Here is a 21218-nt window from a genome sequence, read left to right on the forward strand (position 1 = left end):
GGTCGGCTTTGATACTCCAGCACCACGCTGGATTTCCAGCATTACACAGCCCCGGGGAGCAGAAGCGCCGGGATGCGCTGCGCGGTCCAACTGCAACTGGAACGATATGAGGCCGATATGAAGTTGATACCTAATGACGCGAAACACGCCTTGTGCCGGTGGGAGCCGTCCCGGCGCCCCATTGCTGTATGGGGTCTGGTGTGCCTGCTGGCGTAGGATGGAAGGTACCGCTGGAAGCAACGGCACCAGCCGCCGCAAATCAGCTAACAGCTATTGTTTCGACATCGAGGGGATCACAGGCCTGCGGGCCAGCACCATGACTGAATCAGCTAACGGAAAGCGCAGGCTCGTCACAGGCGAGGGCGCAGCGGGGGAGTTTCCCCATACACTCCCCGGCGTCCGGACCGAAGTAGTCCTTTTCGACAACTCGGACCAGATGGTTCAATCGCTGGGCAGCCATGATGAAGCGTTGCGGTTCATCGAGGAACAGTTTCCTGACGTGAACTTCCACGTCCGCGGCAATGAGCTTTCCATCAGCGGACCGGCGGCTGATGTGCCGCGGATTATGCGGCTCCTCCATGAGGTCCGCGGACTCGTTGCCCGCGGCACGGTCATCAGCCCGGCTGTATTGCAGCAGCTCGTGGCCCTCCTCCGCTCGCAGTCGATGCAGAATCCCGTGGATGTCCTGACCCACGACATCCTGTCCAGCCGTGGCAAGACCATCCGTCCCAAAACCCTGAACCAGAAGAACTACGTGGACGCCATCGACGTCAACACGGTGATCTTCGGCATCGGGCCCGCGGGAACGGGCAAGACCTACCTGGCCATGGCCAAAGCAGTGCAGGCCCTGCAGCAAAAAGAAGTCAGCCGGATCATCCTGACCCGCCCGGCCGTCGAGGCGGGGGAGCGGCTTGGTTTCCTTCCCGGGACCTTGAGCGACAAGATCGATCCGTACCTCCGTCCGCTTTATGATGCCCTGCACGACATGATGGACCCTGAATCCATTCCGCGGCTCATGGCGGCGGGGACCATCGAAGTGGCGCCGCTGGCCTACATGCGCGGCCGCACGCTCAATGACGCCTTCATCATCCTGGACGAGGCGCAGAACACCACGCCCGAGCAGATGAAGATGTTCCTTACGAGGCTTGGCTTCGGATCCAAAATGGTAGTTACGGGCGATGTCACCCAGGTTGACCTGCCCTTCGGTACCCGGTCCGGGCTGCGGATCGTGGAAGAGATTCTGCAGGGCATTGATGGTGTGAACTTTTCCGTCCTGGACGCAGCAGACGTGGTGCGGCACCGCCTGGTAGGCGATATCGTCAATGCCTACAGCATCTGGGACGACACCCAGCGCAGCCGGGTCAAGCATTCGGCAAGCCGGGAAAAACGGGGGGAACACGCGTGAGCATCGAGGTGAACAACGAGTCCGGCGTCCAAGTGGACGAATCCGAACTCGTTGCCCTGTCCAGGTACATCTTTGAGCAGCTCTACATTCATCCGCAGGCCGAATTGTCCATCCTTTTGGTGGACGAGCCTGCGATGGAGAAGCTTCACATCGAGCTGATGGACGAGCCCGGCTCCACTGACGTGCTGTCCGTGCCCATGGACGAGCTGACCCCGGGTACGCCTGACCGCCCGACGCCCCAGGGCATGCTGGGGGACATTGCGGTGTGCCCGCAGGTCGCAACGGTCCAGGCCCGGAACGCCGGACACTCGCTGCAGGACGAGATGCTGCTGCTGACCACGCACGGTATTTTGCACCTGCTGGGCTACGACCACGCCGAGCCCGAGGAGAAGGCCGAGATGTTCGGCCTTCAGCGCGAACTCCTCTCCGGCTTCACCGGTAAAGAAGCGCCCGCCGAGACCACCCAGTGACCCCTCTGCTCCTCGTCGCGATGGCCCTGGCTTTCCTGGCCGTCGCGGCAGTACTGACCGCGGCCGAAGCCGCCTTTAACTTCCTCCCGCGGCACGACGCCGAAGAGGCGCTCGTCAAGAGCCGCGGCACCGCGATGCGCCGGATCCTGGCACAGCCCGTTGCGCACATCCGAGCGCTGCGGTTCTGGCGTATCTGGTTTGAGATGGCCTCAGCGGTTGCCGTCGCCGTCCTGTTGTACAGCCTGCTCGACAACATCTGGCTGGCAGGGCTTGCCGCAACCGGCATCATGGCCCTCCTGGGATTCGTCATTGTGGGCGTTTCTCCCCGCCAGCTCGGAAGGCTCCACTCAGGTGCCGTGGTGCGCTTCACGGCACCGATGATCCGTTTCCTCACCTGGGTGCTCGGACCCATCCCGGGGTGGCTCGTGGCGCTGGGAAGCGCTGCTGCCCCCGGTGCACCGCTCGGCGATGAGGCGTTCTTCAGCGAGCAGGAGTTCCGTGAGCTGGTTGAACGTGCCAGCGAATCGGACATGATCGAGGACACCGAGGCCGAGATGATCCAGTCGGTCTTCGATTTCGGCGACACCCTGGTCCGTGCCGTGATGGTGCCGCGGACAGACATCCTCAGTATCGAAGCCGGCTCCAGCCTCCGTCGTGCCATGTCGCTTTTCCTGCGGTCCGGGTATTCCAGGATTCCTGTGATTGGCGAAGACACGGACCATATCCTGGGCATCATCTACCTCAAGGATGTCGCGGCCGTCCTGCATGAATTGGCGCCCGACGAGGAGCCGCCCCTGGTGGATTCGCTGGTCCGGGAGGTGCGGTACGTGCCCGAATCGAAGCAGGTCAGTGACCTGCTGCGCGAGTTGCAGAAGGAATCCACGCATGTGGCCATCGTGATCGACGAATACGGGGGTACGGCCGGACTCGTCACCCTCGAAGACCTGATCGAGGAGATCGTGGGCGAAATCGTCGACGAATACGACACCGAAAGCGCCGAGGCCGTGGAACTGGGCGACGGCTCGTACCGCGTGAGCGCCCGGATGAGCATCGATGACCTTGGCGAGCTTTTTGACATCGAGCTTGACGACGACGAAGTGGACACAGTTGGAGGGCTGCTCGCCAAAGCGCTGGGCCGTGTACCCATCGTCGGCAGCAGCGTCGAAGTTGACGGTGTGTCGCTGCGCGCCGAAAGGCTCGAAGGCCGCCGGAACCGGGTCAGCCACATCATTGCGGCGCAGGTTCCAAAAGTAGACACTGACCTTGAAGACCTCCTCCAGGAGGCGGAAGCAACCCAGCAGGGAGTTCCACGTGAGCAAGAAAAATAAGGCCGCAGGCGACGAAGACTTCGGGGGCTTCCGCGCAGGATTTTCAGTCCTGGTGGGCCGCCCCAACGCGGGCAAGTCCACACTGACAAACGCCCTGGTGGGCAAGAAGGTAGCCATTACCTCCGCCAAGCCGCAGACCACCCGCCACACCATCCGGGGCATCGTCCACCGCGAGGACGCACAGCTGATCCTCGTGGATACACCGGGCCTGCACCGACCCCGCACGCTGCTGGGAAAGCGCCTGAACGACCTCGTGGCGGACACCCTTGCCGAGGTGGACGCCATCGGGTTCTGCCTGCCGGCCAATGAAAAGATCGGACCCGGCGACAGGTACATCGCGGCCCAGCTCGCCGCTGTTGGCCGCCAGCCTGTCATTGCTATTGTCACCAAAGCGGACCTGGTGGACCGGCAGGCCCTGACGGAGCAGCTCCTTGCCGTCGCCGCGCTCGGGCGGGAAGTGCTGGGGGAGGAAGGCTGGAAGGATATTGTTCCGGTATCCGCCAGCGACGGCTTCCAAGTGGAAACCGTAGCCGACGTCCTGATCAGCCACATGCCGCCGTCGCCCCCGCTGTACCCGGACGGGGAGCTGACCGACGAGCCGGAAGCCGTGATGGTCGCAGAGCTGATCCGCGAAGCGGCGCTGGAAGGCGTCCGCGATGAACTGCCGCACTCCCTGGCCGTGGTCGTTGAAGAGATCGTGCCCCGGGAGGACCGCCCGGAGGACAACCCCCTGCTGGACGTGCGCGTGAACCTCTACGTCGAACGCCCGTCCCAGAAGGCGATCATCATCGGCAAGGGCGGCAGCCGGCTGCGCGAAGTGGGCACAAACGCACGGAAGGGAATCGAGGCCCTCCTGGGGACGCGCGTCTACCTCGACCTGCACGTGAAGGTCGCCAAAGACTGGCAGCGGGATCCGAAACAGCTGGTCAAGCTGGGCTTCTGAACGTTTTAATACGTGCGGCCGGTGGCCGTCCGGGGATTTCCCAGCCTGGACCACTAAAATGGACCGGATTCAGAATCTAGAGGAAGGTTCACCACGTGGGGCGAGGCCGCGACAAGCGCGAAAACGGAGCTGACGTGTCAGCAGGGGGACCAGTGTCCCGGCACGCGGATGATGGCACCGTTGGAGCCGCCCGCCACTTTGGCCCCGTGCGCGGGATGCCGTTGTGGCTCAAGATCACGACGGGCGTGCTGTCGGTGGCCCTCGTGGGTGCCTTGGCATTCGCAGGATTCTGGTTTCTCCGCCTCCAAGGCAACCTTTCCAAGGCACCCCTGAACGCCGGGGGCGGAAGTAACGAATCGGTGAGCGACGCGACCGGGCGGATGCAGATCCTGATCCTCGGCTCAGACACCAGGGACGGCAAGAACGCCGAGTATGGCACGGCGGACGATTCACGCGGCTACGGCAAGTCCGACGTCATGATGCTGATGGACATTTCCGCGGATAACAAGCGCGTCAGTGTCATCAGCTTTCCCCGCGACCTGCTGGTTGACATTCCTGAATGCAAGGACGAGGAAAGCAACCAGACCTATCCCGCCCGCAGCGGTGTGATGATCAATGAAGCCATGGCCGAGGCGGGCATCGGCTGCGCCGTGGACACGGTCAACCGGATTACCGGCCTGGAAGTGGACCACTTCATGATGGCGGACTTCAACGCGGTGAAGGAACTGTCCAACGCCGTGGGCGGCGTGGACGTATGCATCAGTGACGCCGTCTTTGACCCCGATTCCCGGCTCCGCCTCCCGAAGGGCACCTCCGCTGTTCAAGGTGAAATGGCCCTCGCCTTCCTGCGGACCCGCCACGCGTTTGCCGACGGCGGTGACCTTGGCCGCATCAAGGCCCAGCAGGGGTTTCTGTCCTCGCTCACCCGGAAGATCAAGGATGAAGGCACCCTCTCGGATCCCGGCAAGATGCTGAAGATCGCCGACGTCGTCACCCAGAACCTGACCGTCGACGAGGGCCTGGCTTCGGTTCCCACCCTGTTGACCATCGGCAACCGGCTTAAGGACATCGATATCAGCAAAGTTGCGTTCGTGGCCGTTCCCACCACGCCCGCCGTTCTGGATCCAAACAGGCTTCAGATCGCCGAACCCGCCGGGTCCCAGCTGTTCTCCGCGCTGCGGCAGGACATCGACCTGACCGACCCCACAGCGCCGCCCACACCTGCGCCCACGGAAACCAGTGCTCCGCCTACGGGGGCTCCAAGTGAAACGGCTCCTCCGGTGCCGGCCTATGACAAGGCGCTTCAGTCCGTCACCGTTGCCAACGGCACCGGGGTGCCAGGGCGCGCACAGGAGATAGTCCAGGCCCTGATCGGCGGCGGATTCACCCAGGCCGGACAATTCGAGGCAACCGCCGTGGAACAGTCCGCCGTCTACTACGGCACCGGCTTTGCGGACGTGGCTGCTGACGTTGCGGCGCTGCTGGGAATCCCGGCGGCGCAAGTGCTGCCCGCTCCGGCCGTGTCCAGCGTCCAGGTCTATCTGGGCACCGATTTCACTTCGGGTGCCACCTACGGGGCGCCGGCTGCGCTGCCGGAGAATATCGTCAACCAGACAGCGGGGGACACCCTCTGCCAGCAAGCCAACCCCATGCTGATCGTCGAGGGTTAGCAACGCACGGCCAGGACGGACGCAGGCTGGACGGCCGCAAGCCGCCTAAGACAGAAAAACGGGGCCCGCTCGACGGGCCCCGTTTTTTGCTTTCTACCAGATGCTGACGCGCTCTTCCGGGGACATCCACATGCCGTCCTGGTCAGTGACTTCAAAGGCGTCGTGGAAGGCGTCGAGGTTCTTCGCGATGGCGTTGGTCCGGAACTCGTTGGGCGAATGCGGGTCCGTTGCCAGCCGGCGGATGGCTTCTTCGCTCCGGATCACCTGCCGCCATCCTGCCGCCCATGATGCGAAGAAGCGCTGGTGCCCCGTGAGGCCGTCCAGGACCTCCGGCTCCTTTCCATCGAGGCTGATCAGGTAGGCCTTGTAGGCAATGGCCAGCCCGGCGAGGTCGCCAATGTTTTCGCCGAGGGTGAGGCGCCCGTTGACGTTATGTCCGGGTGCTGCGTACGGGGAAAGCACGTCGTATTGCGCCACCAGCTTGGCCGTCAGCTTTTCGAAGGCCTGGCGGTCCTCGTCGGTCCACCAGTTCCGCAGTGCACCGCCGCCGTCGAACTGTGACCCCTGGTCGTCGAAGCCGTGGCCGATTTCGTGCCCGATCACCGCGCCGATCCCGCCGTAGTTTACGGCGTCGTCAGCGTCGGCGGTGAAGAACGGCGGTTGCAAGATCGCCGCCGGGAAAACGATCTCGTTCATCATCGGGTGGTAGTAGGCGTTGACTGTCTGCGGGGTCATCAGCCATTTGTTGCGGTCCACCGGCTTGCCCACCTCATCAAGGTGCCGGTCGACGTCGGCGTTGTGTGCCCGTTCCACGTTGCCCAGCAGATCAGCCGGGTCAATCTCCACGGCCGAATAGTCAATCCACTCTTCCGGATAGCCGATCTTCGCCCGGAACCCCTCCAGCTTCCGCAGCGCCTCGGCCTTGGTGTCCTCGCCCATCCAGCCCACAGCGGTGATGCTTCGGCGGTAGGCCTCAATCAGGTTTGCGACCAGCGTCTGCATACGGGCCTTGTGCGTTTCCGGAAAGTGCCGCGCCACATAGATCTGCCCCACGGCTTCGCCGAGGCCGCCTTCCACAACGCCCACGCCGCGCTTCCAGCGGTCTTTGTTCCGGGGGGTGCCGCTGATGGTGGTCCCATAGAAGGCGAAGTTGGCGTCAACAAAAGCAGAGGACAGGTAGGGGGCAGCGGCGCTGACTACCCGCATGGCCAGCCACTCCTGCCAGTGGGCCAGCGGTTCGCTCTCGAGAAGCCCGGCGGCGCCGTCGAAGAACGGAGGGGTGCTCACCACAATTTCCTGCCGCTTTTCCTCGTCGATGCCGGCTGCTTCAAACCAGGTTGTGAGCAGCGGGAACATGGCGGATGCCTCGTCCGCCGACTTCAGGTTGTAGGTCTTTTGCGGGTCCCGAAGGGTGACGTTGTCCCAGTGATGGGACGCCAGCTTGGTCTCGAGGGCAACCACCCGCCCGGAAGCGCCGACCGCATCCGGCACGCCGGCCAGGTCAAGCATCGTCTTCACATGCGCGCCGTAGGCGGAGACCATGAGGGCAAACTTTTCTTCCCGGTAATACGATTCATCGGGCAGTCCGAGACCACCCTGGCCAACGTAGAGGAGGACCCTGTCCGGATTGCCTGCGTCCGGAGCCGGGTAAATGTAGAACAGCCCGCCCACATCCGCCCGGAACAACCGGCCCGCCAGGGAGACCAGGTCTGCCACGGAGGTGGTGGCGAACACCTCGGCGAGCCGCTGGCGGATCGGTTCCATGCCCTTCGCTTCTACAGCGGCTTCGTCCATGAAGCTGTTGTAGAGGTCCCCGACCTTCTGCTCGATGCCGCTGGCGGACCCGCCCTTTGCCGCTGCTTCCTCGATGATGTCGCGGACAGCAATCTCGGACCCGTCCCGCAGGGCGGTGAACGTGCCTTCCAGGGGCCGGTCATCGGGGATTTCGGTAGCCTTCAGCCACGCACCGTTAACGTGCTGGTAGAGGTCATCCTGCGGCCGGACGGTGTTATCAAAGGTGGACAGGTCGATCCCCGAAATGGGCACTGAAGCTCCTTTTTGCTGACCGCGGCCGGCGGGATACCGGTCGGCGTCTGCATGGTGGACGTAACGGACGGTAGTGCTCTTTCATCTTACGCACCCGTGTTACTCTCAAAAGGTGCGTGCAGAGCTTCTTCTTCTTAGCTGCCGCGGCGAGGCCTCAGACGCGATCTAGCGCAAGGCCCACCCTCGCTGCGGAGTTTGTGCTGCCCGGCCACCCTTTCAAAGAAGAATCACAGAAAAGGCCCCGATAGTAATGCGAAACGCACAGAAGCCCTCCGGAATGCCCGCCCACCGGTATACGCCGTTCCAGGACCTGATCAAAGTCGAACTGCCTGACCGTACGTGGCCGGACAAAATCATCACCAAGGCTCCACGCTGGTGCGCAGTTGATCTGCGCGACGGAAACCAGGCCCTGATCGATCCCATGAGCCCGGCCCGCAAAATGAAGATGTTCGACCTGCTGGTCCGTATGGGGTACAAGGAGATCGAGGTAGGTTTCCCGTCTGCGTCGCAGACCGACTTTGACTTTGTCCGCCAGCTCATCGAAGGCAACCACATCCCGGACGACGTCACCATCCAGGTCCTGACACAGGCCCGGGAGCACCTGATCGAGCGGACCTACGAGTCCCTGGTAGGTGCCAAGCAGGCGATCGTCCACCTGTACAACTCCACCTCGGTGCTGCAGCGCCGTGTGGTCTTCAACCAGGACGAGGACGGGATCCTGGACATCGCCCTCCAGGGCGCGCGGCTGTGCAAGAAGTACGAAGAGACCCTGGTGGACACGCACGTGACCTACGAGTACTCCCCGGAATCCTTCACGGGCACCGAGCTGGAATACGCAGTGCGGGTCTGCAACGCCGTCGCCGATGTTTTTGAGGCTTCCGCCGACCGCCAGGTCATCATCAACCTGCCCGCCACCGTGGAAATGGCCACCCCCAACGTTTACGCCGATTCCATTGAATGGATGAGCCGCCACCTGCACCCGCGGGAAGGCATCATTCTCTCACTGCACCCCCACAACGACCGTGGAACGGGTGTCGCGGCCGCCGAGCTGGGCTACATGGCCGGGGCCGACCGGATCGAAGGTTGCCTCTTCGGCAACGGCGAGCGGACCGGCAACGTGGACCTGGTCACGCTTGGCCTGAACCTCTTCGTGCAGGGCATCGACCCCATGATCGACTTCTCCAACATCGACGACGTCCGCCGGACTGTGGAGTACTGCAACCAGCTGCCCGTCCCCGAGCGTTCGCCCTACGGTGGCGACCTCGTCTTCACGGCGTTCTCCGGATCCCACCAGGACGCCATCAAGAAGGGCTTCGAAGCCCTCGAACGGGACGCGGCTGCCGCCGGCAAGGACGTTGCCGATTTCACCTGGCAAGTACCGTACCTGCCCGTGGACCCGAAAGACCTGGGCCGCAGCTATGAAGCCGTGATCCGGGTCAACTCCCAGTCCGGCAAGGGCGGCGTTGCCTACCTGCTGAAGAACGAGCACAGCCTGGACCTGCCGCGCCGTGCCCAGATCGAGTTCTCCGGCGTCATACAGAAGCGCACGGACACAGTGGGCGGCGAAGTCAGCGGTGCCCAGCTGTGGCAGGTGTTCCAGGACGAGTACCTGCCCTCCGGCAAGACTGACGGGCAGTGGGGCCGATACTCCCTGGGCGCTGTCAAGACAGAGACGGATGACGACGGCGGCATGACACTTCACGCCTCACTCACCGTGGACGGCGTGCAGGTTCAGCGGACCGGCACCGGCAACGGCCCCATCGCCGCCCTGCTGAGTATCCTCCGGGAAGACGGCGTGGACGTCCGCGTGCTGGACTACAGCGAGCATGCCCTCTCTGAGGGCGGCAACGCCATGGCGGCCGCCTACGTGGAGTGTGCAGTGGGGGAGCGCGTGCTCTGGGGCGTCGGCATCGACGCCAACACCAGCATGTCCTCCTTGAAGGCTGTTATTTCTGCTGTGAACCGCGCCGTCCGGGACGCCCAGGCCTGACGCACGGGGCGTTGTGCCGCCGGGGACACCCCGGCGGCACAACGCCGCCCCTTGGTGCCCGGAAGGGCGGTGCCCGCAAAGGATGGGAAGATAAAGGCGTGGCCCAACACTCTTTCGCCTCCCGCGCGTACCGGGACGACGCCGTCGTGCTCCGTACCCACAAACTGGGCGAGGCGGACCGCATCATCACGTTGCTGACGAAGCACCACGGACAGGTGCGGGCTGTGGCCAAAGGAGTCCGGCGGACCAGCAGCCGGTTCGGCGCGCGCCTCGAGCCGTTTATGGTGGCGGACCTGCAGCTCGTGTCCGGAAAGTCGCTGGACATCGTGACCCAGGCCGTGGCCAAGGGCGCCTACGGCGGAAGCATCGCTGCAGACTACGGCCGCTACACGGTAGCTGCCGCCATGACGGAAACCGCAGAAAAGCTCACCGACGTCGACGGTGAATCCGGAACCGCCCAGTACAACCTGCTGGTCGGAGCCCTTGCCTCACTGAGCCGGAATGAGCACGCGGCCGGGCTGATCCTGGATTCCTATCTGCTCCGGGCACTGGCCACGGGCGGCTGGGCGCCCAGCTTCACGGACTGCGCCCGGTGCGGGCTCCCGGGCCCGCACAGCGCTTTCTCCGCACCCGTGGGCGGTATGGTCTGCAATGGCTGCCGGCCGCCGGGGTCGCCTGCGCCCGCGCCAGAAACGGTAGTGCTGCTCGCGGCGCTGCTGACGGGAGACTGGGCCACTGCGGACGGCTCCCTGCCCGTGCACCGCAAGGAAGCGGCCGGCCTCGTGGCCGCCTACCTGCAGTGGCACCTTGAACGAGTACTGAAGTCCCTCAAACATGTGGAGCGCAGCTGACAGTGGCCCTGGGAAAAAAGAACAACACGTCCCGTCAGCGGAGCCACCCCGTGGTTGCCCCGTACCCGCATCCCTCGGGCGCGGTGGCGCCGTCCATTCCGGCGGAATTCATCCCCCGGCATGTTGCCATCGTGATGGACGGCAACGGCCGGTGGGCGAACCAGCGGGGACTGCCCAGGATAGAAGGCCATAAGGCCGGCGAGCCGGCCCTGCTGGATGTTATGGCAGGGGCCATTGAGCTGGGCATCGAATACGTCAGTGTCTACGCCTTTTCCACGGAGAACTGGCGCCGCTCCCCGGAGGAAGTCCGCTTCCTGATGGGATTTAACAAGGATGTGCTGCGCCGGCAGCGGAACCAGCTCGACGAGTGGGGCGTCCGGGTCCGGTGGTCGGGCCGGCGGCCACGCCTGTGGGGTTCGGTCATCCGCGAGCTTGAAGAAGCTGAGGAGTTCACTGCAGGGAACAGCACCTGCACGTTGACCATGTGTGTAAATTACGGCGGCCGGGCGGAGATCACGGACGCCGTGTCCGCCATTGCCGCGGAAGTCGCTGCCGGCAGGCTCAAACCCGGTGCCATCACCGAGCGCACCATCCAGAAGTACCTTGACGAGCCGGACCTTCCGGACGTGGACCTGTTCCTGCGCAGCTCGGGGGAGCAGCGGCTGTCCAACTTCCTGCTCTGGCAGTCCGCTTACGCCGAGTTCGTCTTTATGGACACCCTGTGGCCCGACGTCGACCGCCGGACCCTGTGGTCCGCCGTGGAAGAGTACGCCCGCCGGGACCGCCGTTACGGTGGTGCAGTGGACGCAGCCCGCCCTGTCGACGGAGCAGGCCCGGGGCAGTAGCCCGGTCAGGAACGGCCGGTCAGTGTTGTTTGGGACCCTCTTCGGCGTCTGCCAGGTCGCCGTAGGCGCGGAGCCAGCGCGACAGCCGCGCGTAGGCGTCCGCACGCACAGCGGCAGGGGAGAGGAACACGTCATGCAGTGCGCCCTCAATCCTTTCCACCGTCACGGTGCGGCCCAGGGTGAGGGCGCGCGCAGCAATAACGTTGACGTCCAGCACAGCGTCCGTCCGCCGCATCTCTTCGGACCAGAAGAGTCCATTCGCGCTTCCCCGGGATAACAGCACCAGGATGGGAACCTCGATGTTGAGCCCGCGCGCCACCTTGGCGTGGCCGGCGAGTACCGCACTGAGCCAACCGGCTCGCACCGGGAAAGCCATGGGCGGCCGGTAGCGGTCATCCAGGGACCATTCCCCATCCGCAGAACTGCTGATGGTCCGCCAGTAGAAGCCGCGCTCCGGAAGCCTGAGCACAGCCTCCGGCCGGAAACGGGCAACAGGCCCCACCATGCTTGACGCCGCGCGCCGCACCAGCGCACTTCCATGCATCTCCAGCCATGGGCTGTTGAGGATGAGCTGCGAGACCGCTTCGGGATGCCTGCTGGCCCACAGCGCAGCCACCAGCCCTCCCGTTGAATGCCCCATCAGGGTCAGCGGCCGGTTAGTCCCCTCCTGGCTGATCAGGCGGCACGCCATCTCAACCTCGGCGTCATAGTCGGCGAGGTCCGAGACGTAACCGCCCGGAGTCTCCGGACGCAGGCTCCGGCCGTGGTTATGCATGTCCAGTGCGTAGAAGTCGTAGCCGGCCGAAGACCAGAAGCGGGCAAGATCCACATTGAAGAAATAGTCGCTCCAGCCGTGCAGGAAAAGGACGGCCCTGCGGTGCCCCGGCGAGGGGAGGACGCCAGTTACGGCCGGGCGGAACCGCACCAGCGTGGCGGTCCGCTCCACACCGTCCGGTCCGGCGGCTGTGAAGGCATGGGACTCGAATTCCTCGCCCAGGATGTCCCGCTGCCATTCCATGGCTTTATGCTATTCCGCCGCTTGGCCGGCCCGCGTCATTTTGGTCCGTGCTCATTTTGGTGTGGGCCCGCCAAGACGGAAGACTGGAGGCATGCGCGTTTATCCCACATTCTTCAGGCTGGCCTTTTCATGGATGGACGCCGAGCGCGCCCACACAATAGGGTTCAAGGCCATCCTGCTGGCACATCGGTCCGGTGCGGGGAAGGTCCTGGAGAAACTGACGGCCCCGGCACCGTCGCTGCAGACCACCGCCTTCGGCGTCACCTTTCCCTCGCCCTTCGGCCTTGCCGCAGGCTTCGACAAGGAAGGCCATGGCATTGAGGCACTGAGCCAGCTCGGGTTCGGCCACGTTGAGGTGGGCACCATTACCGGCCAGGCCCAGCCGGGCAACGAAAAGCCGCGCCTTTTCCGCCTGGTAGAGGACCGTGCCGTAATCAACAGGATGGGATTCAATAACGACGGCGCCACCGCCGTCGCCCCGCGGCTCAAGGCCGCCCGTGCCGCACTTCAGCGCAGGCACCCGGCGGCGCGCCCGGTTATCGGAGTCAACATCGGCAAGACCAAGGTTGTTGAATTGGCTGATGCTGTGGATGACTACCTGGCCAGTGCCCGCAGCCTTGCGCCCGCCGCGGACTATCTTGTGGTCAACGTCAGTTCGCCCAACACCCCCGGCCTTCGGCTCCTGCAGGACGTGGAAAGCCTCCGGCCGCTGCTGACCGCCGTCGGCGAAGAAGCCGACCGTGCAGCGGGCCGCCACGTTCCCCTGCTGGTGAAAATTGCCCCGGACCTCAGCGACGAGGACATCGACGACGTCGCACGCCTGGCCCTGGACCTGAAGCTGGACGGCATCATTGCCACCAACACCACTATCGCCAGGACAGGCCTGGCGTCCCCTGCAGACTTGGTGGAAAAGTGCGGTGCAGGCGGGCTCTCCGGCGCTCCGCTCAAACAGCGTTCCCTGGAAGTGCTGCGCCGGCTCAAGCAGACCACCGGTGACGCCCTGACCCTCGTGGCCGTTGGCGGAGTAGAAACGGCACAGGACGTCCAGGACCGGCTGGATGCTGGGGCCACGCTGGTCCAGGGTTATACGGCTTTCCTCTACGAAGGGCCGTTCTGGGCATCGCGCATCAACCGGCAACTGGCGAAGAACCGGCGGTCCTAGCGCGTCGTTGCGTTGAAGCGGCTGCCGTACCGGGTGCGGTGAGCTATACCCCTGGTTGCAACGAAACCCCGGCGGACATTCCGCCGGGGTTTCGTTGTCTATTGAATGGGAGGACGCGGGGAACCAGGTTAGGCGGGGTACTGTCCGCGTTTGACCTGAGGCTTGGGCAGCCGCAGCTTCCGGAACTGTAGCGAACGCATGGAGCCGTACCAGACCGTGCCCCGCTCCACCTCGCCGAACTTCTCGGTCAACCTCTTGCGGAGCTTGCGGGACAGGATAAACACGTCAACGAAGACGGCCAGGAACATCACCCAGAAACCGCCCAGGACGTAGATCATCAGGTCACTGGACGCAGGCACCACCAGGGAAACCAGGACGAAGACGAGGGCGCCGAACATGAGGTACTCACCGAGGCTGAACCGTGCGTCCACATAGTCACGGGTAAACCGCTTCTGGGGTCCCTTGTCGCGCAGCGGCAGGAACTTCTCGTCGCCGGTGTCCAGCGCCTGGCGCATTTTGAGCCGCTGGTCCTGGATGGCTTGGCGCTCGGCAGCCTTGGAGGCTTTGCGGTCCTCCGGCACCAACGGGCGCTTCCGCGCAGCCTCCTGGGCTTTGCGCGTTGGAGTGGGAGCTCCCTTGCCGGCTATGCCGTCCTGGCGGGCCGCAGCTTCCGCAGCCTGCGGGTCTGATAATTCCTGCGCCGAGGGCGCTTCTTTTTTACGTCCGAACACCTGAACAGAATACCTTGCGGCGGCTTGGCCTTCCGGCCCTGCTGTCACGGCTGCCAGGGCGTTGAATGTGACGAGGGTAATGTTTTTCCATGACTTCATCTCCGACGGCCACCCCCAACAACATTGCCGGCTCCACACCTTCCGGCCTCGACCCAAACCCCGGCACGGAGGACCTCCGGGCCGCCATCGACCGTTCCTTTGAGAGCACCCTGGCCAGCCTTAAGGAACTGGTCGCGATTCCGGGCATCGCCTGGCCCAGCTTCGACCGGTCGCCGCTGGACCGCAGCGCCGAAGCCGTGGCGGAACTGCTCCGTGGGGCTGGCCTGAAGGATGTGCAGGTCCTTGGCTGCGACAAATCCGACGGCACGCCGGGCGGCCCCGCCGTCGTCGCCCGCCGCCCGGCCGCCGAAGGCAAGCCGACCATCCTGCTGTACGCCCACCACGACGTCCAGCCCGCGGGCGACGAAAAACTGTGGGATACCGAACCGTTCACGGCTGTTGAGAAGGATGGGCGCCTGTACGGCCGCGGCGCCGCAGACGACAAAGCCGGCATCGTGGCCCACATCGCGGCCTTCACGGCGGTCTCCGAGGTCCTGGGGGACGGGCTGGGCCTGGGAGTGACCTTCTTTTTCGAGGGCGAGGAGGAAGCAGGCTCCCCCACATTCCGGCCTTTCCTGGAGGCACACCGGGAGCTGCTCCGTGCTGATGCCATCGTCGTCGCCGATTCCAGCAACTGGAAGGTGGGTGTTCCGGCCCTGACAACGAGCCTCCGCGGTTTGGTGGACGGAACCATCGAAGTCCAGGTCCTGGAGCACGCGGTCCATTCAGGGATGTTTGGGGGACCGGTGCTGGATGCCCCCACGCTGCTGTCCCGCCTGATCGCCACCCTTCATGACGACGACGGAAACGTCGCCATCCGGGGTCTTGTGGCCTTCGACAATGCGACGGTGGAGTTCCCGGAGGCTGACTACCGGTCGGATGCCTCAGTGCTCGAGGGCGTCCGCCTCGCCGGCTCGGGGAGCATCGCCTCGCGGCTCTGGACCAAGCCGGCGCTGTCCATCATCGGCTTTGACGCACCTGCCGTTGACGTGGCCTCGAATACCCTGCTGCCCCGGGCACGGGCCAAGTTCAGCCTGCGGCTTGCGCCGGGGCAGGTTCCTGAAGAAGCGATGGAGGCCGTCCGCAAGCACGTGGAGGCCCACGCTCCCTTCGGCGCCAAGGTTACCTTCACGCCGGGGGAGAGCGGCAACCCGTTCAAGACTGACACCTCTTCTGCCGCGGCAGGGATGATGATGTGGGCATTGGGGGAGGCATGGGGCGTTCAGGCCGTGGAGACGGGAATCGGCGGTTCGATTCCGTTTATCGCCGACCTCATGGACGTGTATCCGGACGTGCAGATCCTGGTGACCGGTGTAGAGGACCCGGACTCCCGCGCCCACAGCGCCAACGAGTCACTGCACCTTGGGGATTTCCGGAAAGCCATCCTGGCGGAAGCGTTGCTGCTGTCACGCCTGAACGGGGGACTGTAGACGCGGCGGCCTGTCGTCCTGACGCCACCCCTGGCCGCACCCCGAAGCGTAAGCTGGAAGTCGCTCCGCGGGAACAAGGAAGAGGCTTCCGTGGTTACGTCAGGAGTTAGAGCTACACGTGCGCCCCGCGTAGCATGTAGCTATAGCCCATACCGAATCCGTAGGGGCAGGCACCGTTAGCGCGGGGCCGCCAGACCGTCCTAAGAAGGTAGGCCAATGAGCACCGCAACCAATGAGAACAGCACCCAGACCACCAGCGCGGCCAGTGAAGAACTGCCTGTCCACGAGGTCAACCTGACCGACGTCGCAGCAGGCAAGGTCCGCAGTCTTCTCGAGCAGGAAGGCCGCACCGACCTGCGGCTCCGGGTTGCTGTGCAGCCCGGCGGCTGCTCAGGACTGATCTACCAGCTCTACTTCGACGAACGGCTCCTGGACGGCGACGCTGTCCGGGACTACGACGGCGTCGAAGTTGTTGTGGACAAGATGAGCGTCCCCTACCTCAGTGGTGCCAGCATCGACTTTGAGGACACCATCTCGAAGCAGGGATTCACCATCGACAACCCGAACGCCGGCGGCTCCTGCGCCTGTGGAGACTCCTTCCACTAAGCCGGTTATTTCGCCCGATGCCGGCGCCGCGCCCCCTCCCATTAATCACGGAAGGAGGCGCGGCGCCGACATGTGGGCGAAACTCCCGGCGGAGCGGTAAGCTCTACACCGAGTAGTAAAACTTTTAGTGTGCCCGCGGCGCCGATGGCTGCCCGGACAACAGCAGCAACAAGTAGGAAGGGCCGTCTGTGAGTTCGCAGAACCGAACCGGCAGCCGACGCAAAACGATCACCACGATCACAAGCTTGGCAATTGCCGGCGCGTTGGTTTTGACCGGATGTTCGCCAGAGGTAGAGAAGGGGTGGCTGCCCACAGAACGTGGCACCACCAGCAACAGCGACCGCATCATGGACCTCTGGGTCAACTCATGGATCGCCGCCTTGGCTGTGGGCATCATTACCTGGGGCTTGATCGTCTGGTGCCTCGTGGCCTACCGGCGCCGCAAGGGCACTGTGGGCTTCCCGCGCCAGACCAGCTTCAACCTTCCGCTGGAAGTGTTTTACCTGACCATTCCGCTCTTTATGGTCCTGGTGTTTTTCTACTTCACGGACCGCGACCAGCAGGCCATTGATGACCGGTCACAGCCCGCCGACGTCGTTGTCGACGTCCGCGGCAAGCAGTGGGCATGGGACTTCAACTACAAAGCCGGCGACGTCATCGAAGAAGACGTCTACGAGGCAGGCGTCCAGGCGCATCTGACCGGCAACACGATCGACAAGGAACAGCTCCCCACGCTGTACTTGCCCGTCAACAAGTCCGTTGACCTCGAACTCAACGCACGCGACGTGATCCACTCTTTCTGGGTTCCCGCCTTCCTGCAGAAGCGCGACATGATCCCGGGCAAGACCAACTACATCCGGTTTACCCCCACTAAAGAGGGCACCTACGACGGCAAGTGCGCCGAACTCTGCGGCGAGTACCACTCGGAAATGCTGTTCCGCGTCAAGGTGGTTTCTGAAGCTGAATTCCAGGCGCACCTGGAAGAGCTCAAGGCCGCCGGCAACACGGGCCTCCTCGGTGTGGAGTACGACCGCAACCCGAACCTGAACGAAATTAAGTAAGGGGAGCGACGTGGCTACGTACACTCAATCCGCACCCACCGGAGTTCTCACGGCTCCCGTGGTTCCAAAATCCAAGGGGCGCATCGTCGTCAACTGGATCACCTCCACCGACCACAAGACCATCGGGTACATGTACCTGATTGCGTCGTTTGTGTTCTTCTGCCTTGGCGGCGTTATGGCGCTGCTGATCCGCGCCGAACTGTTCGAACCCGGCATGCAGATCCTGCAGACCAAGGAACAGTACAACCAGCTGTTCACGATGCATGGCACCGTAATGCTGCTGATGTTCGCCACCCCGCTGTTCGCAGGTTTCGCGAACGTCATCATGCCGCTGCAGATCGGCGCACCTGACGTTGCGTTCCCGCGGTTGAACGCGCTGGCTTTCTGGTTCTTCCTCTTTGGCTCCACCATCGCGGTGTCCGGGTTCATCACCCCGCAGGGTGCTGCGTCCTTCGGCTGGTTCGCTTACGCTCCGCTGTCCAACACCACCTTCAGCCCCGGCATCGGCGGGGACCTGTGGGTGTTCGGCCTGGCGCTGTCCGGCTTCGGCACCATCCTCGGTGCGGTCAACTTCATCACCACCATCATCTGCATGCGCGCCCCCGGCATGACCATGTGGCGGATGCCGATCTTCACCTGGAACACCCTGGTCACCGCCATCTTGGTGCTGATGGCGTTCCCGCCGCTGGCCGCCGCGCTGTTCGCCCTGGGAGCGGACCGCCGCTTCGGTGCGCACATCTTTGATCCGGAGAACGGCGGTGCAGTGCTCTGGCAGCACCTGTTCTGGTTCTTCGGCCACCCCGAGGTGTACATCATCGCGCTGCCGTTCTTCGGCATCGTTTCCGAGATCTTCCCGGTCTTCAGCCGCAAGCCGATCTTCGGCTACAAGGGCCTGGTTTACGCCACGATCGCCATTGCTGCCCTGTCCGTGACGGTGTGGGCACACCACATGTACGTCACCGGTGCGGTGCTGCTGCCGTTCTTCGCGTTTATGACCATGCTCATCGCGGTGCCCACAGGCGTGAAGTTCTTCAACTGGATCGGCACCATGTGGCGCGGCTCGCTGACGTTCGAGACGCCCATGCTGTGGAGCATCGGCTTCCTGATCACGTTCCTCTTCGGCGGCCTCACCGGCATCATCCTGGCCTCCCCGCCGTTGGACTTCCACGTCTCCGACTCCTACTTCGTGGTGGCGCATTTCCACTACGTGGTGTTCGGCACGGTGGTGTTCGCGATGTTCGCCGGGTTCTACTTCTGGTGGCCCAAGTGGACTGGCAAGATGCTCAACGAACGCCTGGGCAAGATCCACTTCTGGCTCCTGTTCCTGGGTTTCCACGGCACTTTCCTCATCCAGCACTGGCTCGGCGTTGAGGGCATGCCCCGCCGTTACGCGGACTACCTGGTGGAGGACAACTTCACCTGGATGAACCAGTTCTCCACGGTTGCCTCGTTTGTCCTCGGTGCATCGCTGATTCCGTTCTTCTGGAACGTCTACATCACCTGGCGCAGTGCCGAAAAGGTGCAGGTTGATGACCCCTGGGGCTTCGGTGCCTCGCTGGAGTGGGCCACGTCCTGCCCGCCCCCGCGGCACAACTTCACCTCGCTGCCCCGGATCCGTTCCGAGCGGCCAGCGCTGGACCTTCACCACCCCGAGCTTCGACAGGTCCACACCATCGAGTCACCGGCTCCCGCGGCCAACGTGCTCGGTAACGCCGACCAGAAGGACACTGCACAGTGAAAATTGAGTCATGGATCTTTGGTTCCGGAGTCTTCTTCTTCGTACCGGTTTCGGTGATTTACGGCTTCCTCACCGATTGGGGTGAGTGGGTCGGTATCCTCGGTATCCTCCTGGTCGGCGGCCTCGCCGGCATGATTGGCGGATACCTCGGTTTCACCGGCAAGCGCGTCGGCCTTCGTCCTGAGGACCGCAGTGATGCTGAGATCCACGAGGGTGCCGGCGAGCAGGGGCACTTCAGCCCCTGGAGCTGGTGGCCGCTGGTCCTCGGTCTGGCGTGCGCCACAGGTTTCCTGGGCCTGGCAGTAGGGTTCTGGATCGTCTACATCGCAGCCGGCCTGGCCGTTGTGGCACTTATCGGCTGGGTATACGAGTACAGCCGCGGCGACCACGCCCACTAGGCAAAAAGAACAACGACGGCGGGCCCCACCTTTTTGGTGGGGCCCGCCGTCGTTATTTGTACTTTTACTGCCGCGCCCTGGCGTGGCCGGCCTCCCCTCGGGTTGCCCTTTGCCCGGGTCCTATTCCCGCCCCTGCGACTCCAACAGCTCACCCAGGGTCCGGAGGGCACCCTCGGCCTTCTCGCGGCTCAGGGCACCGTTCAAGGCCGAATCCTCGATGCCCAGTTCCACTTCGCAGCCGCAGGGAAAATCTGCGGCCATTACGTGCAATAGCGACCGCGCATCCACTCTCCTGATGCCGGCCTTGGTGATGGTCACGGGAAGCCCCGTTTCAGTCACCGCCCGGACGAATACAGCCGCCGGACGCGCGTGCAGTCCGATCGGGGCTGTGACCACGGCCTTCTGTGTTGGCAACGCGAACTCCTTGTTGGTGACGGCCCCATCCGTCGGTGCTGAAAAAATTCCTGTCCAAATATAGCGGCCCGTGTGCCCGTCGGGCTAAATACGGCCAGCTGGCGGCGCGGGGTGGTCTAGACCTGTCCTAAAATGGCTAGGTGAACGTGAACCCAGGGGAGACCCACCATGGCGGCTAGCGCAGGGGCAATAGCCGGCGAAATCGACCGCACCAGCGGAACTGCAATCTATGTCCAGCTGCGCGAGATCCTTCGTACGTACATTGCCGATCAGTGCCGGCCGGGCTCCGCGCTGCCCTCCGAACGCGACCTGGCGGAGCGCTTTGGGCTTGCGAGGATGACGGTGCGGCAGGCGATTGACGCGCTGGTTGGTGAGGAAGTCATCGAGCGCGTGGTGGGGCTCGGCACGTTCGTTCGCAGGCCAAAGCTGGACCTGCAGGTGAAGCTGACCTCGTACAGCGAGGAGATGCAGCGCCGCGGCATGGTTCCCGCAGCCAAAGTACTGAGCTTCGAACAAATCGGAGCCAGCGCATTCCTGGCCCGTGAGCTTCAGCTGGACGAGGGCACGCCACTGGTCCGCTTCCGGCGCCTCTTGTTGGCGGACGGGGAGCCCATGAGCGTGGATGAGAACTTCATACCGGCCCACCGCGTTCCCGGCCTCTTGGACGGAGAGCCCCCCACCTCGCTGTACAACGTGCTGAGCGAACAGTTCGGCCTCGTGATGGAGTGGGGAGAGGACATGATCGAGGCGACCGCAGCATCGCCCTCCACCGCCCGGCTGCTCAACGTCGAAGTCGGCTCTCCGTTGCTCAAAATCCAGCGCCACGCTTTTGTTTCCCGCACCATGGTGGACTACTCCGTCTCCTATTACCGCGCCGACCGCTATAAGCTGTGGGTCCCGTTGCAGCGCCCGGGGGCGCGGCGGTCCCGTAACCTCTAAGCTGGCGAGCCTCTGCCCCGACCCCGCCCGCCTTGGTTGTTCGCTGCAGCGTGCCCTGACAGCGGTGGAGGGGA

Annotated in this window: 19 protein-coding genes; 15 read left to right on the forward strand and 4 right to left on the reverse strand. The window is 64.0% G+C overall.

The window, feature by feature from the left end:
• Positions 1-316 precede the first annotated feature (316 nt).
• From AC5RV1_RS00745 to AC5RV1_RS00765, 5 genes are all read left to right on the forward strand, one after another.
• Entirely contained in the window at positions 317-1405 is a 1089-nt protein-coding gene (locus AC5RV1_RS00745; protein ID WP_430226235.1) for a PhoH family protein, read from the forward strand.
• On the forward strand, positions 1402-1875 hold the full coding sequence (ybeY, locus tag AC5RV1_RS00750) for an rRNA maturation RNase YbeY (RefSeq protein WP_387546947.1): 474 nt from the start codon (positions 1402-1404) through the stop codon (positions 1873-1875). The genes AC5RV1_RS00745 and ybeY overlap by 4 nt, the downstream gene beginning before the upstream one ends.
• Positions 1872-3203, forward strand: a complete 1332-nt coding sequence (locus AC5RV1_RS00755; RefSeq protein ID WP_493948381.1) for a hemolysin family protein — start codon at positions 1872-1874, stop codon at positions 3201-3203. The genes ybeY and AC5RV1_RS00755 overlap by 4 nt, the downstream gene beginning before the upstream one ends.
• Positions 3187-4146, forward strand: coding sequence for a GTPase Era (gene era / locus AC5RV1_RS00760; RefSeq protein WP_493948380.1), 960 nt, complete (start codon positions 3187-3189; stop codon positions 4144-4146). The genes AC5RV1_RS00755 and era overlap by 17 nt, the downstream gene beginning before the upstream one ends.
• Positions 4147-4361: 215 nt before the next feature.
• Positions 4362-5816: an LCP family protein gene (locus AC5RV1_RS00765; RefSeq protein ID WP_493993256.1), complete on the forward strand. Its 1455-nt coding sequence runs from the start codon at positions 4362-4364 to the stop codon at positions 5814-5816.
• A gap of 93 nt (positions 5817-5909) precedes the next feature.
• Here the strand turns inward: AC5RV1_RS00765 and AC5RV1_RS00770 are convergent, their stop codons facing one another.
• Positions 5910-7862, reverse strand: coding sequence for a M13 family metallopeptidase (locus AC5RV1_RS00770; protein WP_493993148.1), 1953 nt, complete (start codon positions 7860-7862; stop codon positions 5910-5912).
• Between the two features lie 250 nt (positions 7863-8112).
• Here AC5RV1_RS00770 and leuA point away from each other — a divergent pair, with 250 nt between their 5' ends.
• The 3 genes from leuA to AC5RV1_RS00785 all read left to right on the forward strand — a co-directional run bounded on the left by leuA (position 8113) and on the right by AC5RV1_RS00785 (position 11548).
• Positions 8113-9852: a 2-isopropylmalate synthase gene (leuA, locus tag AC5RV1_RS00775; RefSeq protein ID WP_493948378.1), complete on the forward strand. Its 1740-nt coding sequence runs from the start codon at positions 8113-8115 to the stop codon at positions 9850-9852.
• Between the two features lie 98 nt (positions 9853-9950).
• On the forward strand, positions 9951-10703 hold the full coding sequence (gene recO / locus AC5RV1_RS00780; protein WP_256249657.1) for a DNA repair protein RecO: 753 nt from the start codon (positions 9951-9953) through the stop codon (positions 10701-10703).
• A 2-nt stretch (positions 10704-10705) separates the two neighbouring features.
• A complete protein-coding gene (locus AC5RV1_RS00785; RefSeq protein ID WP_493993149.1) occupies positions 10706-11548 on the forward strand; it encodes an isoprenyl transferase in 843 nt (280 codons plus the stop codon).
• 19 nt (positions 11549-11567) lie between these two features.
• Here AC5RV1_RS00785 and AC5RV1_RS00790 read toward each other — a convergent pair whose 3' ends face one another.
• Positions 11568-12566, reverse strand: coding sequence for an alpha/beta hydrolase (locus AC5RV1_RS00790; RefSeq protein WP_493993150.1), 999 nt, complete (start codon positions 12564-12566; stop codon positions 11568-11570).
• A 91-nt stretch (positions 12567-12657) separates the two neighbouring features.
• Here AC5RV1_RS00790 and AC5RV1_RS00795 point away from each other — a divergent pair, with 91 nt between their 5' ends.
• Positions 12658-13728: a quinone-dependent dihydroorotate dehydrogenase gene (locus AC5RV1_RS00795; RefSeq protein WP_493993151.1), complete on the forward strand. Its 1071-nt coding sequence runs from the start codon at positions 12658-12660 to the stop codon at positions 13726-13728.
• 128 nt (positions 13729-13856) lie between these two features.
• Here the strand turns inward: AC5RV1_RS00795 and AC5RV1_RS00800 are convergent, their stop codons facing one another.
• Positions 13857-14459: a DUF3043 domain-containing protein gene (locus tag AC5RV1_RS00800; protein ID WP_493993152.1), complete on the reverse strand. Its 603-nt coding sequence runs from the start codon at positions 14457-14459 to the stop codon at positions 13857-13859.
• An 89-nt stretch (positions 14460-14548) separates the two neighbouring features.
• Here AC5RV1_RS00800 and AC5RV1_RS00805 point away from each other — a divergent pair, with 89 nt between their 5' ends.
• The 5 genes from AC5RV1_RS00805 to AC5RV1_RS00825 all read left to right on the forward strand — a co-directional run bounded on the left by AC5RV1_RS00805 (position 14549) and on the right by AC5RV1_RS00825 (position 19791).
• Positions 14549-15988, forward strand: a complete 1440-nt coding sequence (locus tag AC5RV1_RS00805) for a dipeptidase (protein ID WP_493993153.1) — start codon at positions 14549-14551, stop codon at positions 15986-15988.
• 216 nt (positions 15989-16204) lie between these two features.
• Positions 16205-16594 carry a HesB/IscA family protein gene (locus AC5RV1_RS00810; protein ID WP_493948372.1) on the forward strand — a complete coding sequence of 130 codons (390 nt, stop codon included), beginning with the start codon at positions 16205-16207 and terminating at the stop codon, positions 16592-16594.
• Positions 16595-16782: 188 nt separating this feature from the next.
• Entirely contained in the window at positions 16783-17655 is an 873-nt protein-coding gene (ctaC, locus tag AC5RV1_RS00815; RefSeq protein WP_493948371.1) for an aa3-type cytochrome oxidase subunit II, read from the forward strand.
• A gap of 10 nt (positions 17656-17665) precedes the next feature.
• Complete coding sequence (ctaD, locus tag AC5RV1_RS00820; RefSeq protein WP_493948370.1) at positions 17666-19393, forward strand: aa3-type cytochrome oxidase subunit I; 1728 nt, start codon at positions 17666-17668, stop codon at positions 19391-19393.
• The gene (locus AC5RV1_RS00825) at positions 19390-19791 is read left to right on the forward strand and encodes a cytochrome c oxidase subunit 4 (protein ID WP_307095005.1); all 402 of its coding nucleotides are present in this window, start codon (positions 19390-19392) and stop codon (positions 19789-19791) included. The genes ctaD and AC5RV1_RS00825 overlap by 4 nt, the downstream gene beginning before the upstream one ends.
• 120 nt (positions 19792-19911) lie before the next feature.
• On the opposite strand, the gene AC5RV1_RS00830 is transcribed toward AC5RV1_RS00825, so the two are convergent.
• Positions 19912-20205, reverse strand: coding sequence for an HPr family phosphocarrier protein (locus AC5RV1_RS00830; RefSeq protein WP_493948369.1), 294 nt, complete (start codon positions 20203-20205; stop codon positions 19912-19914).
• A 168-nt stretch (positions 20206-20373) separates the two neighbouring features.
• Between AC5RV1_RS00830 and AC5RV1_RS00835 the strand changes: the two genes are divergently transcribed.
• Entirely contained in the window at positions 20374-21144 is a 771-nt protein-coding gene (locus AC5RV1_RS00835; protein ID WP_493948368.1) for a GntR family transcriptional regulator, read from the forward strand.
• The last annotated feature ends 74 nt before the right edge of the window (positions 21145-21218 follow it).

It is taken from the genome of Arthrobacter sp. Hb9-2 (assembly GCF_059091165.1).